This is a genomic window from Marinobacter sp. EN3, assembly GCF_000475315.1.
GTDB lineage: Bacteria > Pseudomonadota > Gammaproteobacteria > Pseudomonadales > Oleiphilaceae > Marinobacter > Marinobacter nauticus.
The window spans coordinates 1-14674 of the sequence record NZ_AXCC01000036.1; the positions used below are offsets into that span (position 1 = coordinate 1).

12 protein-coding genes are annotated in these 14674 nt (G+C 59.0%); 5 read left to right on the top strand and 7 right to left on the bottom strand.

Going from position 1 to position 14674, the window contains the following annotated elements; all coding sequences use genetic code 11:
• Both Q675_RS38225 and Q675_RS31355 read left to right on the top strand, forming a co-directional pair.
• Positions 1-541 (top strand): hypothetical protein (locus Q675_RS38225; protein ID WP_031211499.1); only part of this gene is annotated, 541 nt, incomplete at its 5' end.
• An 85-nt stretch (positions 542-626) separates the two neighbouring features.
• A complete protein-coding gene (locus Q675_RS31355) occupies positions 627-1802 on the top strand; it encodes an NYN domain-containing protein (RefSeq protein WP_023011539.1) in 1176 nt (391 codons plus the stop codon).
• 102 nt (positions 1803-1904) lie between these two features.
• Here Q675_RS31355 and Q675_RS31360 read toward each other — a convergent pair whose 3' ends face one another.
• A complete protein-coding gene (locus Q675_RS31360; RefSeq protein ID WP_023011540.1) occupies positions 1905-2843 on the bottom strand; it encodes a DMT family transporter in 939 nt (312 codons plus the stop codon).
• 244 nt (positions 2844-3087) lie between these two features.
• On the opposite strand from Q675_RS31360, the gene Q675_RS31365 reads away from it, so the two are divergent.
• Positions 3088-4035 (top strand): LysR family transcriptional regulator, encoded by a 948-nt coding sequence (locus Q675_RS31365; protein WP_023011541.1) that lies wholly within the window; start codon positions 3088-3090, stop codon positions 4033-4035.
• A 28-nt stretch (positions 4036-4063) separates the two neighbouring features.
• Here Q675_RS31365 and Q675_RS31370 read toward each other — a convergent pair whose 3' ends face one another.
• The gene (locus Q675_RS31370) at positions 4064-6565 is read right to left on the bottom strand and encodes an acyl-CoA dehydrogenase (protein ID WP_022991358.1); all 2502 of its coding nucleotides are present in this window, start codon (positions 6563-6565) and stop codon (positions 4064-4066) included.
• A 242-nt stretch (positions 6566-6807) separates the two neighbouring features.
• Here Q675_RS31370 and Q675_RS31375 point away from each other — a divergent pair, with 242 nt between their 5' ends.
• Positions 6808-8451: a methyl-accepting chemotaxis protein gene (locus Q675_RS31375; RefSeq protein ID WP_023011542.1), complete on the top strand. Its 1644-nt coding sequence runs from the start codon at positions 6808-6810 to the stop codon at positions 8449-8451.
• Here the strand turns inward: Q675_RS31375 and Q675_RS31380 are convergent.
• Complete coding sequence (locus tag Q675_RS31380) at positions 8441-9331, bottom strand: prenyltransferase (protein WP_023011543.1); 891 nt, start codon at positions 9329-9331, stop codon at positions 8441-8443. The genes Q675_RS31375 and Q675_RS31380 overlap by 11 nt on opposite strands.
• A gap of 28 nt (positions 9332-9359) precedes the next feature.
• A complete protein-coding gene (locus Q675_RS31385; RefSeq protein WP_023011544.1) occupies positions 9360-10247 on the bottom strand; it encodes an AEC family transporter in 888 nt (295 codons plus the stop codon).
• A 186-nt stretch (positions 10248-10433) separates the two neighbouring features.
• Between Q675_RS31385 and Q675_RS31390 the strand changes: the two genes are divergently transcribed.
• Positions 10434-11615 carry a MalY/PatB family protein gene (locus tag Q675_RS31390; protein ID WP_023011545.1) on the top strand — a complete coding sequence of 394 codons (1182 nt, stop codon included), beginning with the start codon at positions 10434-10436 and terminating at the stop codon, positions 11613-11615.
• Here the strand turns inward: Q675_RS31390 and Q675_RS31395 are convergent.
• The 3 genes from Q675_RS31395 to Q675_RS31405 are packed head-to-tail and all read right to left on the bottom strand — an operon-like array spanning position 11603 to position 14611.
• Positions 11603-12160: a carbohydrate-binding protein gene (locus Q675_RS31395; protein WP_023011546.1), complete on the bottom strand. Its 558-nt coding sequence runs from the start codon at positions 12158-12160 to the stop codon at positions 11603-11605. The two genes, Q675_RS31390 and Q675_RS31395, sit on opposite strands and share 13 nt — an antisense overlap.
• On the bottom strand, positions 12153-13148 hold the full coding sequence (locus Q675_RS31400) for a DMT family transporter (RefSeq protein ID WP_031211504.1): 996 nt from the start codon (positions 13146-13148) through the stop codon (positions 12153-12155). Before Q675_RS31400 ends, Q675_RS31395 begins: the two co-directional genes overlap by 8 nt.
• 17 nt (positions 13149-13165) lie before the next feature.
• Entirely contained in the window at positions 13166-14611 is a 1446-nt protein-coding gene (locus tag Q675_RS31405) for a succinylglutamate desuccinylase/aspartoacylase family protein (RefSeq protein ID WP_031210072.1), read from the bottom strand.
• Positions 14612-14674: the final 63 nt, after the last annotated feature.

Genomic DNA, 14674 nt, shown 5'->3' on the forward strand with positions numbered 1-14674 from the left:
CTTATTCAGAGCCTCCCTAGAGGAAATTCAGGCTGTTGAATCCCAATTAAATCAGGAGGGTTCTGCTGCTTTTAACAAAAGCCAATATGACGACGCTGAAGCTATCAGTAGCGCAGGAAAAAAACTTAAAGAATTTCGGTCTAAACTCGAAAAATTGCAGAGCGAATGGAGCTCTGGAATCGATATAAAAACCCGTGAAAGAGTAAAGATCGAGCCCGGATATTCGATAAGGCCGCACTCTAAATCTGCTCGGACAGGTATCAAAGTCACGTTGGCCAACGGGGCTGTAATTCAGAGAGAGACTGCTGCTCAGACGATGGCTGAAACTATCGAGTATTTTGGGCTAGAGAACGTTCGTTCTTTGAGACTTACAGTGAGCGGAGTCGATCTGGTATCGACATCGAAGCATCCAAAATATGGGCAAGTTCAAGTCGGTAAATTTTTTGTCTGTACTCACAGCAACACCAAAAGCAAGAAGAATTTGCTGGAGGATCTGTCAATAAAGCTCAATCGACCACTCAAAGTTGAGATTATTGGGTAATAACCCATAGCCAGTCGCCGTTATCAATGCGTGTCCACTGCATTGGGGCTGGTTATATCTACTGATCGGGACAAGGAGAGAGTGTTTGGAAAAGTCCAAAATTGCGGTTTTCATCGATGTTGAAAACCTGACGCAGTGGGTGAAGGACGATGGCACTGAGCGGTTGATGGCAGATATTAGTGCTATTGGTCAGGTGATTGTCAGACGCGCGTATGGAGTTTGGAGTAAGCCAGGTATCTCCAATTTCCAAGCCCCTTTGAATCGACTAGGGTTCGAACTCATCCACAGTTTTCATCCCGTAAGCGGTAAAAACTCGGCTGATATCCAGCTGACCGTTGATGTCATGGAGCATGCGTTGCGGCTAGCTGATGTTGATTGGTTTGTGCTTGCAACGGGGGACTCTGACTTCTCACCGCTATTTCGTCGCCTAAGGGAAATGGGAAAGGAAGTAATCGGAGTTGGCCCTCGTTCACCATTGAGTGAGAGTGTGAAATCGTCCTGCTCTCGTTACATCCATACAGATCCTGTTTCAACCAACACAAGAGAGCTTGAGTTCGATGATGCAGCTGAGATCGTAGAATCCATCTTGGCTGCAAGTACAGAACCCCTACCGCTGAATGTACTGAAACAAGGTGTCCTCAACGTCAATAGCGCATTCAGTGAGAAGGACATGGGCTTCGGTTCTTTTTCCACGTTTTTGAAGGCCATAGATACAGTGGCCCTTAAAATGTCGCCTGGCAGCAACACTATTTGGTTGGCAGAGCTGATCACGACAGATAGCCCCCGTCATCCTAACGCTGATTTGAAGCCTGGAAGCCGAGAGAGTTATCAAGCTCTGTTACGCAAGAAAAAGTGGGTCACGGTACCTAGAGAGTTGCTTAGGCTTGTTGGTGATACGCTTAGAGATTTACCTCCCCTCGAAAAGCAGGAATTGATCGAGGAACTAATCGTACGCATAGCATCGGTGCGAAAGGACGTTACGGCAGCAGATATCCGAAAGGCCATTGTCCTGCTTTATAAGGCTCAGATGTTCGAGCTGATTGACGACACTCAACACGATAGCCGTTTGCTGAAGCTAAAGTCTGAACATGACCATATGAAAGAAGTGGATATGGCATTTATCCGCAGATTGAGGTCTGCGTGTACCGAGAACAATGTTGCGTTTGAGCCCTCCATTATCCGAAATCTACTTTTTACCCAACCAGCAATGCCGGATCTATCTACGATGTTAAGGGCTGTTGAATCGGAAGAGGTTGTTTGAATATTGACACCGCCGCCGAATGTGGCTGAGCAGGCCTACCTGAATACTCATAAGACGGTGCCTAAATTACTTGACCACTACGAAAATGAGGGTATTACACCCTCACACCTTTGCCATCGAGGCCTGTCTGCGGGCTGACGAATTGCCAACCCCTTGACTCGTTTCCTGCTCTGCCGGGTTGAATCCCCGGGCGGGTGACCGCTTCCGGTGCCGCAGGCCAATCAGTACCAGCGGCACGACAATCATCAGGCTGCCCGCCAGGAACCACAGGTCGGGTACCTCACCAAACCAGATCCAGCCAATGGCGACCGCCCAGATCAGCCCGGTGTATTCGGCGCTGGTGACCTGGTTGGCATCTACCTGCCGGTAGGCCAGCAACACGGTGATGTTGTAGCCCAGGATGAACAGGGCGGAACCGGCGGCGCTGATCAGGATTTGCGGGTTCCAGGCCGCGCCTTCCCAGAGTGCCAGGGCGGCGGCCGCCGGGACGATCAGCAGGTAGTTCAGAAACAGTTTGTGGACGGTGGTTTGTTCCTTGGGCAACTGGCGCACCATGACGGCGTTGATGGCCAGGGCGAAGGCAGAGCCGAGGGCGGCGATGACGGCCCAGTTGAAGTCCACCGGTCGCAGGATGACGATGATGCCGGCAAAGCCGCTGAACACAGCAGTCACACTGAGCGGAGTCAGTTTTTCGCTGAAGAATACGGCGGACAGTACCATCACCAGGATGGGCGCGGCGTAGAACAGGGCGTTGGCGGTGGCCAGTGGCAGGTTGGTCAGTGCCACCACCATGCAGACGATACCGACCAGATGGATGTGGGCGCGGATGGCGTGGATTTTCAGGCCGCCGAAGAGGTTGTTGCGGTCGAGTTTGCGGGCGAGCGGGAGCAGGAACGCCAGGGTGAGGACGCAGCGCAGGAAGGCGAACTGGAAGACGGGGGCACCGGGGTCCAGGAGCTTGATGAAGACGTCTGAGAGTATGGCCATGGCGTTGCCGATGACCAGCAGCAGAATGGCGCTGTTGACGGTTTTGCCTGACACTGTGGTGCTCCTTTTCCTGAAATCCGCTAACTTGAGTGCACGGGTATGTCGGCGGACTTGCTTCCGAAAACCGCTGCTAGTACATCCCTGTACGCTTGTCTCCGCCATCCATGGCTACGAACATTTTCGGAAGCAAGTCCGCCGACATACCCCCTGACCTTGGATGTGGATTCTAGGCGTGCTTAACTATCCGATAAAATGATCAATATTCCCCATTCATTAGAAAATTAGATAACAAGCAGCGATGAGACTCCCACCTCTAAAAGCTCTCCCAGTATTTGAAGCCGCCGCCCGGCTGAACAGTTTTTCAGCGGCCTCGGAAGAACTGGCCATCACCCAGAGCGCGGTCAGCCACCAGATCAAACAGCTGGAAACCTATCTGGGCGAGCGGTTGTTCTGGCGCTCCGGTCGTCGCGTGACGTTGACCGATGAGGGGCGGCAGTATTTCGATGCCATTGGTTCGGCTCTGCTTCAGATTGAGCGGGCCAGTGAGCAGTTGCTGGGGCATGAGGAGAGTCGGTTGCGGTTGTCGGTGTTCAGTTCGTTCGCCGTGCGCTGGCTGGTGCCCCGGTTGCCGGATTTGCAGCGGCTGCATCCGCAGATTGATCTGGCGCTGGAGATGAGTAGCGAGAACCCGGTGTTGTCGGATCGGGTGGCGGATTGTTTCATCACCATTCACCGGGATTCCCGGGCCTACAGTTACGATTTGCTGTACGAGGAGCGGCTGTTTCCGGTCTGTAGTCAGGATTACTGGCAACGTATGCGCCGGGAGCTGGGCCGGGATGTGGAGCCGGAGCGGCGGGATGAGCAACCGGTGTCGCCGGGTGAGATGGCGGGGTTTCCGCTGCTATCCACTCACAGCATTTTCGACCGGACGGCCGGAGACTGGGAGGCCTGGTACAGCGCGGCAGGAGAATTGATGCCCACGGGCACTCGCGTTCAGCACTTCAGCCATATGCTGTTGGCGCTTGAGGCGGCGCGGTTTCATCAGGGCATTGCCCTGACCAATGACTACATGCTGAGTACCCGGAAGGATTCCGAAGATTTCGTGCGGTTGCCGACGCATTCCGTGGTAACCGGCGACAAATTTTACTTTGCCTGGAAGACCAGCCGCCGGCGGGAACGCGGGATTCAGACGCTGCGCCGGTGGTTGGTGGATGAGGCGATTCGGGGTGGCTTGAGGGGCGAGTGACCGCCCCTCAATGAGAAGGTAGCTAAGCTCAGCCTTTGGACGGCCGCTCCACCACCTTGCGCTTACCTTTGGCGCTTTTGGCGAGGGATTTCAATCCGTCGGCATCAAAGGCGTCTACGCGGATGACGTCATAGAGTGCCGTCAGGGCTTCTTCCAGTTTCGGGCACTCATCCGCTTTGACAATGCCCTGGGCACAGGCCCAGTCCACCAGTTCCTTGCGTTGGTGGCCCATCAGCAGGGCGATGCCATCCACTTCGTCTTCGTCCCGGCTGCGGATCGCCTCGTGCAGTTTGTGACGGGATTCCTCGGTTTCGTTCGCCAGTCGATAGGCGTTGAGTACACGTCCGAGCGGGTCGCTGGGATCGGCATTGATGAAGGTTCCCCGGCTGATGCGCTGGCGCACAGGCGTGTCTTTCACGATGGTAGCCGCCACTTTGGCACCGAGCTTGTCATCCGGGCCGTTCAGGCCGGTGGCGCCGAGCGGGAAGACCATCAGCCGCAGCGGCCAGCGCAGGGCGGGTACCGGGAAGTTGATGATGGCTTCACGCATGGAGTCCTGCAGGTCGTGCAGGCAGGTTTGCAGGCACCATTCCACCAGATCCCGTTGGTCGTCCGGATAGCCTTCCTCATGCCATTGCTTGATCACGGCGGTGGCGTAGTAAAGCTGTACGAGACAGTCGGCCATGCGGCCAGACAGCCGCTGGCGGGCTTTCAGGCCGCCACCGACGGTGAGCAGGGTCACGTCGGTCATCAGGGCAAAGGCCGCCGAGAAACGGCCCAGCTGGCGGTAGTATTTCTGGATGTCACCCTGGCGGGGTGCGCTTTCCAGCCAGCCTTTACTCAGGCCCAGAACGAATGCACGCAGGGCATTGCGGGTGGTGTGGGCCAGGTGGCGGTAGAAGATGCCGTCGAACTTCTTCGCGGCTTGATCCTGGTTTTCCATGCCCGCCGCTTCGATTTCCTCAACAATGAAGGGGTGGCAGCGGATGGCGCCCTGGCCGAAGACCATCAGGCTGCGGGTCAGGATGTTGGCGCCTTCCACGGTAATGCCGATAGGCACGGCCTGGTAGGCCCGTGCCAGGAAGTTGCGGGGGCCGGTGATAACGCCCCGGCCGGCGACCACGTCCATGGCGTGGTTGATCACTTCCCGCATCAGGTCTGTGTTGCGGTATTTCAGCACCGCTGAAGGTACCGACGGGCGAACGCCCCGGTCCAGCATACCGGCGGTCAGCAGGCGGGCTGCGTCCATCATGTAGGTGTAGCCGGCAATGGGTTCCAGGGCTTCCTGTACGCCTTCAAACTGGCTTATGGAGCGGCCGAACTGCTCCCGGGTGTAGGCGTAGGAACCGGTCGCCAGGCTGGCCAGTTTGCCGGCGCCGGTGCCCAGAGCGGGCAGGGAGATGGAGCGGCCGATGGACAGGCATTCCAGCAACATTTTCCAGCCCTTGCCGAGCATGTCCTGGCCGCCAATTACCTGTTCCATGGGGATGAAGACTTCAGTGCCCCAGGTGGGGCCGTTCATGAAGACCGTGTTCATGGGCAGGTGGCGGGCACCGGCATTCACGCCGTCGGTATCCCGCGGCACCATCACACAGGTGACACCGATCTCGTCCTGCTCGCCAAGCAGGTGCTCGGGGTCGTAAACCTTGATGGCGAGGCCGATCAGCGTAGCGACCGGCGCCAGGGTGATGTAGCGCTTGTTCCAGGTCACTTTCAGGCCCAGCACTTCCTTGCCGTTCCATTCGCCCTTGCAGACGATGCCTTTGTCCGGAATCGCGCCAGCATCGGAGCCGGCGACCGGAGAGGTCAGTGCAAAGCAGGGGATTTCTTCACCCCCGGCCAGGCGAGGCAGGTAGTGCTGTTTCTGCTCGTCGGTACCATAGTGCATCAGCAGCTCGCCGGGACCGAGGGAGTTGGGCACCATCACGGTCACCGCCGCAGACACGCTGCGGGTGGAGATCTTCATGACGATTTCGGAATGGGCGGTGTTGGAAAAACCCAGGCCGCCGTCTTCTTTGGGAATCACCAGACCAAAGAAGCCCTTGCTGCGAATGAACTTCCACACTTTGTCTGGCAGATCGTAGTGTTCGTGGGTGATCTGCCAGTCGTCCAGCATCTTGCACAGTTCTTCCACCGGGCCATCAAGAAACGCCTGTTCTTCACTGGTCAGGTGAGCGGGCGCGGCATCCAGCAGCTTGTTCCACTCAGGTTGGCCGGAAAACAGTTCGCCGTCCCAGTCAACGGAGCCGGAGTTGAGGGCTTCCTGTTCGGTGGGAGACAGTTTTGGTAAGCGACTGCGAACCCAGCCCAGCAGTGGCCGGCTGAGTTTATCCAGGCGCAGGTCGCCAGGGAGGGTTACGAGCAGTGCCAAAGCCAGCAGGATGCCGCCGATCAGAAAACTCAGAATGTGCCAGTCGTCCTGAGCGACACCAATCAGGGTAGCGACGGACATGATGAGGGCGGCAGTTTTGCCACCGATACTGAAGTAAATCAGTACCAGGGCACTGAGAACGAGGAGCAGAACGCTCATGGGCAGACCTCCATATCATGAATGAAATCAGACAGATTTGATTCTTACCATCGGTCAAAGTTCGGTCAGTTGCAAGCGGTTAGCGTGGTTAAGGCCAGAGCGAGCGCGGTTTGTGGATCTGGTCGGGTTGCGGAAACCAGGGAACGGAGATTGTTAATTTACAAAATCTTTCAATTCCTTTTGAGCTATTCCTAATACCTATCGTAAATCACTCCACGTTTTCTCTCACTCTGGAGTGTTTTATGACTGGCCAACTTACCGTTGCCAAACGCCTGGCCCTGGGATTCGGGCTGATCGTGTCTCTGATGATTGCGATCACGGTGATCGGCAACCAGCGGGTCGGGTTCATGGACAAGACCCTCACCTCGGTTAACGAAGGCGCGGCGTTGAAGCAGCGCTATGCCATCAATTTTCGGGGCAGCGTACATGATCGGGCGATTGCCATCCGCGATGCGGTGCTGGTAAACCGGGATTCCGAGTTGCAGCGGCATCTGCAGGACATCGACCGGCTGGCCTCGATGTATCGGGAGAACGCCAGTGATATGGCCCGGATGTTCCGGGAGCAGGGCGCCCAGGCACAGGAACGGGAGCTGCTGGATGCGATCGAAAACATCGAGACAACCACCCTTGCCCTGACGGCCAGAGTGATTGAGCTTCGCAGCAATGGTCAGAACGAAGCGGCCCGGCAACTGCTGCTGCAGGAAGCCTCGCCGGCGTACAGCGAGTGGCTCGACCGGGTTAACGCCTTTATTGATTACCAGGAAGATGAAATTGCAGGGGATGTGAATGCCGTGCGTCAGGCGGCCAGTGGCTTCAATCTGCTGATCATTTCGGTAACAGCGGTCGCGGTGTTGCTGAGTGTCGTGATTGCGACGGTGATCATTCGTGGACTGAAGCGGATTCTGGGGGCCGAGCCGGAAACCGTCGCAGAGGCCATTCGGCAATTGGCTGACGGCAATCTGAACCAGCAACTCGACACGCGATACCCCAACAGTGTGATGGGAGCGCTGGTGGATACCATCGAACGCCTGACCGGGATTATTCAGGACGTGCGTTCGGCAGCGGATGAGTTGTCCAACTCTTCCAGGGAGCTTGAAGGGACGTCTGATAATAACAGTCGCCAGATCCGAATGCAGGCAACGGAGGCGGAACAGATGGCCACCGCCGTGAACCAGATGGCCGCCACGGTCAATGAAGTGGCCGGCTTTGCGGCCAGTGCCGCCAGCGCTACCCAGAAAGCCGACACCGAAGTGGAAACCGGCAATCAGGTGGTACAGGAAACCGCTGCCGCCATTACCGGTCTGGCCGACAAGCTGGAGCAGGCGGCGGCTTCGGTGAACCGGGTGTCCGAAGACAGCGGTAACATCGAACAGATTATTGAAGTGATCAACGCCATCGCCGAACAGACAAATCTGCTGGCCTTGAACGCCGCGATCGAGGCGGCCCGTGCCGGTGAGCATGGTCGTGGCTTTGCTGTGGTGGCGGATGAAGTCCGTTCCCTGGCGTCCCGCACCCAGGAATCTACTCGTGAGATTCAGGACATGATTGGCCGGCTACAGACCGGAGCCGGCCAGGCAGCGGGCGAGATGGAAGAGAGCCGGAAGCTGGCGGGCGTTACCGTCGAAAAAACGACGGAAGCCGAGCGCTCTCTGGCGCGAATCCGGGAAGAAATGGCGTCAATCAATGATATGAACGCCCAGATCGCCAGCGCGGCGGAAGAACAGAGCTCGGTGGCCGAGGAAGTGAACCGGAACATCGCCCGGATTCACGATGCCACCATCGAAACCTCCGCAGGTTCAGATCAGGTGGCGGGTGCCAGCCGCAACCTGGCCGTGCTGGCGGGGCAGCTGCAGTCCCGGGTCAGCCGGTTCAGGCTCAAAGGCTGAGCCCGGTTACCAGCAGCGCCAGTGTGGACAGCAGTACCGCCACGTTGGCGCCCAGCACGCGGTTGAGCTGGTCTGGCATCGCCAGTACCCAAGGTAGTCGAAGGCTGATCCAGACAGCTGCGGGTAAGGGTGCCAGGGCGATAAGGCTGGTCATTGCCAGATAGCCACTGACCACACCGGCAACGATGACACCATAGCTGGCAAGCAACAGGCCAGCCACCAGGTGGGCGGCTTTTTCGGGGCCAAGGGTAATCACCAGATGGCGCCGGCCAATCGCTCGATCGGCCTCTGCATCCGGTATCTGGTTGATCAGCAACAGCTCACTGACCATCAACAGGGCTACCAGAGACGCCAGCAGGGCAGTGGTATCGATGCCACCACCCAGCGCGATAACGGTGCCGAGGACCATGATCGGACCAAAGCCCATGCCCGGTGCCAGCAGGCACAGCAGCGGCGAACGGGTAATCCAGCGGGTGTAGGTAAGCACCAGCACCACACCGGCCGCCCCGAGCACCAGCAGCGGCAGACCCCGCAGCCAGAGAAAATACAGACCGATGGCCACCACCAGCGCCAGTGTGCCCAGACCTGCCCAGAGCACGCGCCGGGCAGCAGTCGGCACCTCGGGCAGGGCGCCGCTGCCACCGGAGAACGGGGTGCGCTCGGTGATCATGTCGAGGCCGGAGCGAAAATCGTCGTATTCGTTCAGCAGATTCACCGCCGCATGGGCAAGTACGGCGCCAAGAAAAACCAGAAAGGTGTGTAAAAGTTCGGGCGCCTGGCCCTGTTGCCAAGCGACGGCCAGGCCCAGGCCGGCACACAACGGGGCGAGCAGTAAAAAGTTCGGGCGGGACGCGCGGACCACCGCAAGGGTTTCTGACATTGATCAACTCTCCGGATTGCGGAGAAGCTTACACGTAGCCCGCCGCGAATACCAAGCCCAGCACAATGGGCATCACCACCAGACTGCCCAGGTTGCTCAGCAGCACCAGGGAGGCCACAGCGTGGGGTTCCTGTTGATACTGTTCGGCCACCATGTAATTCAGTACGGCCGGTGGCAGCGCGGCAAAGACCCAAAGGCTGGCGACCTGCAGCCCCGGAAGATCCAGCAGGGCGATCATCGGCCAGGCCAGGATCAGCCCCGAGAGCGGGCAGGCGATGGCGCCGATCAGCCCCAGTTTCCAGTCGCTGAAATCGACATCCAGCATGCGGACGCCCAGGGCAAACAGCATCAGTGGAATGCACACGCCGCCAAGCATGTTCAGGGTTTCCAGCAGCCAACCCGGCAGCGGGATACCACTGAGATTCACCGCCAGGCCGGCGATGCTGGCGAATACGATGGGCAACCGTAGCCGGCGGATAATGGAGGTGTGGGGGGCCAGCATGTACAGGCCTACCGAGAAGTGCAGCAGCATTTCCACGATGAACAGCACAATGGCCGCAGGCAGCGCCGCATCCCCGAATGCCAGCACCAGAATCGGAATCCCCATGTTGCCGGAGTTGTTGAACATCATCGGTGGCAGGAAGGTTTTCAGGTTCAGCTTCAGCAGCCTGGCCACCGGATACAGAATCACACCGGACCCCAGAACCACCACCGTGGCGGCCAGCGCCAGCCAACCGTATTCCTGCAAGGGCGCCTGCTGGTCTGCCAGTACCGCAAACACCAGCATGGGTACGAACAGTTCCATGTTGAGCACGTTCAGGCCCTGAATATCCGGTGTCCGGTAGCGCCCGTACAAGGCGCCGCAGCCGGCAATCAGGAATACCGGCAGCATGGTGGAAAGAATCTGGCCAATCATGGAAGGGCTCCGATTTTTGTTTTTGGTCAACGCAGGTGACTAATCCGTTAGGTTCGCAAGCATCGGGTGGGTTGGGCAAGCGAAATTCATGGCTCTTCGACCAAAGCCGGAGCCAAAGCGTTGGTTGCGACGGCGGCACCGGGCCACCACAATAGCGTTTTCACGGAGACAGCAAGCGGAGCCCCCATGAATGGCAGCGTTTTCGATCAGCCCATCGCCAGAGAGCACACCTGTTCGGTCAAGTTTGATGCCCGCAAGGCGGTATTCGGCCGTGACGATGTGATACCGGCGTGGGTCGCCGATATGGACTTCCCGGCCCCGGAAGCGGTCACCCGCGCGCTGACCGAGCGGGCGCAGCATCCGGTATATGGCTATACCCTGTTCCCGGACAGCCTTTATGAGGCCATGATCCAGTGGTTTGAAAGCCGTCATGGCTGGAGCATCCAGCGAGACTGGATTGTCATGGCACCCGGGGTGGTGCCGTCCCTCAACGCGGCCTGCCTGGCCTTCGCCCAACCCGGAGAGGGCGTGATTATCCAGCCGCCGGTGTACCCGCCGTTTTTCAGCTCGGTCAGGGATACCGGCCGGACCGTGATCGAAAACCCTTTGATGGCAGACGAAACCGGTGACTACCGCATGGATCTGGAGCATTTGGAGCAATGCGCCGCCCGGCTGGAGGCCAAGGTATTGCTGCTGTGTTCACCCCATAATCCGGTGGGACGGGTCTGGCGCGAGGCGGAACTGGTTCAGGTGCTGGACATCGCGCGCCGTCATGGCCTGGTGGTGCTGTCGGACGAGATTCACTGCGATCTTACCTATCCAGACAAGCCCGCTCATAGGGTGTTGGCGACCCTGGCCGAAGGGGATGATGCGCTGATAACCGCGGTTGCGCCGAGCAAGACCTTCAATATGCCGGGGCTGGGCCTGTCGGCCCTGGTGATTCCGGATCCGGAGCGCCGCAAGGCCATGAAAACGGTGTTCGAACGGCTGCACCTGCCGCAGTGTAACCCGTTCAGCATCGCCGGGTTCGAGGCAGGCTATCGCCATGGTGGTTCCTGGCGGGATGATCTGATGGCCTATCTGAAGGGCAATCGCGATTTCGTGGTGCAGGAGGTTGACCGCCGACTCACGGGTATCCGCACCTCGGCGCCGGAAGGCACCTACCTGATGTGGCTCGATTGCCGGGGCCTGCAGCTGGACGACACCGCCCTGAAACGCTTCTTCGTGCAACGGGCGGGGGTTGGCCTCAATCCGGGACTCAGTTTCGGCAGCCAGGGCAGCGGTTTCATGCGTCTGAACATCGGCTGCCCGAGAGCGGTACTGGCGCAGATTCTCGACCGTATTGAGGCAGCCCTTCAGGGCAGCTGATTTTCCAGGGAGCAGTGATCTTCAACCAATTGCCATCGCGGCGGCGTATTCATCCCGGGCATATCGCCGCTGGTCGGGCGGATCGCCTTCCAGATCTTGCCACCATGGCTGGCTTCGCTGCCCACGGTGTAGCGCTCTGAGAACAGCCACTGGTCGGGCTGCTCGCACAGTTCGTTGTCACTGGACGATTCCGAGGCTGGTGAATCCGGGCTGCCAGTGACTGTGCCTGTCTGCGCTGTTTGCCCGGTTTCTACATCGGACTTGTCGATCGGGGCCGGGGGCGCTGCCTCGCCGGAGCATTCGGGTGCAGCATCGAGCTGTTTCCAGTCGAAGGTAATGCCCGGTTCCAGGCCCTGGTGTAGCTCCCGGGACTGGTACCACTCGCCGTCATGGTGCACCACCGCTCCGGCCGGGTAGTAGCGGGATGGCGCCCATTTGGACTCATCCGGGTCGCAGGGGGCTGCCGCGACGTTCAGGGAAAGAGCGGCCAGCATCAGGGTAATGATGGCCGGCCAGGAATATGAAGAGGCGGTTTGCCTAGTCATTCGGCTCTCCTTTATCCAGTGCAGTGACAGGCGGGCGGGACAGACGCCGGCCGGTTCGGGTCGCCAGTATCAGGCCTCCGAGTATCAGCAGTCCACCCACCAGATGAAACAGGCTGAGGTTTTCCCCGAGAAAAACCACCGCCAGCACAGAGGCATAAACCGGCGTAAGGTACATGAAAATGGCAGCCCGGGCAGGGCCAATGCTGTGTACGCCATGATTCCAGAAGGCGTAGGCGAGAATGCCCGGAAAAATCGCAAAATAGATCAGAGGAAGGGCGGTACTTTGTGACAGGGCAAAGCCGCCGCTGAAGAACAGAAAATCGACCAGGTAGACTGGCGCGAGAATCAGGGTGCCCAGCAGGATCTGCGTGGTGAGGAAGGTCAGTGCCGGCAGTGGCACCGCTTGCCGGCGCAGCAGCACCGAGAACAGGCCCCAGCTGAACACCGCAGCCACCATCACCAGATCGCCGGGCTGGGCCTGCAGGCCGGTCAGCACCGACACATCGCCGCGGGCAATCACGCACAGAATGCCGGCCAGGGCCATGGCAATGCCCAGTATCTGAATCGGACGGGTCCGGTCACCCAACAACAGCCAGGCCAGCAGTGCGACAAAAATCGGGATAGTGGCGTTGATCAGCGCGATGTTGGTGGCTGTCGTGGTCATGGCCGCGACATAGAGCAGGGAATTGAAAGCGGCAACGCTGAAGGTGGCCAGTGCAATCATGGACCCGAGGCGCTGACGAATCACCTGCCGGTGGCGCCAGATACCGGGTAAGCCGAACGGCAGGATAATGGCCAGGGCCAGTACCCAGCGCCAGAACGACATGGACAATGGCGGAATGTGCTCGACCGTGCCGCGGGCCACCACGGCGTTGCCGGCCCAGAACAGCGGTGTCAGCACCAGACCGATGTAGGCCAGGGTTTGCCCGGAGTTTTGCGTTGTGGCGTTCAGGTCAGACACTCCGTCTCCTGCTGGTTCCGTGCCCATGGAAAACGCCTAGCATACTATTCTCCGGGTACTTGTGCCTCCGTACCTATGTGGTAGGCGGCAAACCCTGCCATCACCACCTGATCCACCGCCATGCCGATGACCCGGCCGTCCGAGGATGCGCGAATCGGATGCTGTTCGTTGGTGATTGGATCGGCGACATAACCCAGTACCTCGCCCTCGGATACCGTCGCTCCCAGCTTGATTTCGCTGAACAGGATGCCGCCATGCTGGGCCCGGATCCAGGTAGAGTCGTAATACACCGGCTCCGGATCGCCCCAGACAAACATGCGGGAAATCATGCCGTGCTTTTCCATCAGACTATTGAGGCTGTTTACGCCCGCTTCGATCTGGTGTTCCTGGATGCGCAGGGATTCCCCGGCCTCCAGTGTCACGGTGCGGATTCCTGCTTCGGTAGCCGCGGTACGCAACATGCCGGGTGAACCGGAACTGTGAACCACGGCCATCCGGTCAAAGCCCCGGGTGAATTCGGCGACATCCGGATTGTTCATGTCGGCCCGCAGTTGCGGCAGGTTGGTGCGCTTGAGTGACCCGGTGTGAATATCCACCAGCATGTCGCAGTGCCGGATAACGTTGTTAAACAGGGAATGGGCAACGCGGTCGGCCAGTGTGCCGTCCGGGGTGCCGGGGAAATGCCGGTTCAGGTCGCGACGATCCGGCAGATAGCGGCTGCCCTGCTGAAAGCCGGTGAGGTTCACGATGGGCACGCCGATAACCCTGCCACTGAGTTTTTCCGGGTTCAGGTCGTACATGCTACGACGGACAATCTCGATGCCGTTGAGCTCGTCACCATGAACCGCGCCGGTCAGGCACAGGGTCGGGCCCTGGTTAACGCCATTGACCACCAGTACCGGGGTAATCTGGGACAACCCGGCAATCTGAATGCCTGGCGACCAGGCCAGTCGTGTCGCAGTGCCGGGTAGAATTTCCTTGCCCAGCAGTGTGAAACTCTCTGCGGGCACGGGTGCTGCTGGTTCCGGCTCTTTTTCGGCAATATCGTCCGGGGACGCCGGGGTGTTGCTCCCGGCCGCGTCGGCTGTCCCGGATTGTATTTCGGCCTGAGGTTCCGGCTGCACGGCAGAATCCCCGGAATCGCTTGCCTCGGGCTCCGGCTCCGGCAGCGGGGCCACTTCTTTCAGGTCGATATTGGGTGCGATTTCACGGGGCTTGTTGGCTGCCTCCGGTGCCTCCACCGGGGGTGCCTGCGGGCTACTCTGTTCGCTGGTTGTCTCAGCCTGGGCGCGTGCCTGCGCAGAGCCCCGGCGGGGTTCCGAGTGCTCAACATCCTCAACGTTTTCATCTTCCGCCAGATCGGCCACCAACAGGGCGGTGGCGTCTGCCTTGGAACTGACTGCCTCGGCCAGCACGGCGGGCGTCGCCAAAACCAGGAGTGATGATGTGAGTGCGCTAGTGATGGAATATCTGAGCCTTGCTCTCAGCATAAGTCCTCAATTACCTGACGATGTGGCCCCAAGGATAGGGATGAGCCTCAATCATGAATACGG

What these genes read in the sequence shown, in the direction of transcription:
- Q675_RS31375 (WP_023011542.1), top strand. Translation starts at nt 6,808, where the DNA reads ATGACTGGCCAACTTACCGTTGCCAAACGCCTGGCCCTGGGATTCGGG.
- Q675_RS31390 (WP_023011545.1), top strand. Translation starts at nt 10,434, where the DNA reads ATGAATGGCAGCGTTTTCGATCAGCCCATCGCCAGAGAGCACACCTGT.
- Q675_RS31395 (WP_023011546.1), bottom strand. Translation starts at nt 12,160, where the DNA reads ATGACTAGGCAAACCGCCTCTTCATATTCCTGGCCGGCCATCATTACC.
- Q675_RS31380 (WP_023011543.1), bottom strand. Translation starts at nt 9,331, where the DNA reads ATGTCAGAAACCCTTGCGGTGGTCCGCGCGTCCCGCCCGAACTTTTTA.
- Q675_RS31385 (WP_023011544.1), bottom strand. Translation starts at nt 10,247, where the DNA reads ATGATTGGCCAGATTCTTTCCACCATGCTGCCGGTATTCCTGATTGCC.
- Q675_RS31400 (WP_031211504.1), bottom strand. Translation starts at nt 13,148, where the DNA reads ATGGGCACGGAACCAGCAGGAGACGGAGTGTCTGACCTGAACGCCACA.
- Q675_RS31405 (WP_031210072.1), bottom strand. Translation starts at nt 14,611, where the DNA reads ATGCTGAGAGCAAGGCTCAGATATTCCATCACTAGCGCACTCACATCA.
- Q675_RS31365 (WP_023011541.1), top strand. Translation starts at nt 3,088, where the DNA reads ATGAGACTCCCACCTCTAAAAGCTCTCCCAGTATTTGAAGCCGCCGCC.
- Q675_RS31370 (WP_022991358.1), bottom strand. Translation starts at nt 6,565, where the DNA reads ATGAGCGTTCTGCTCCTCGTTCTCAGTGCCCTGGTACTGATTTACTTC.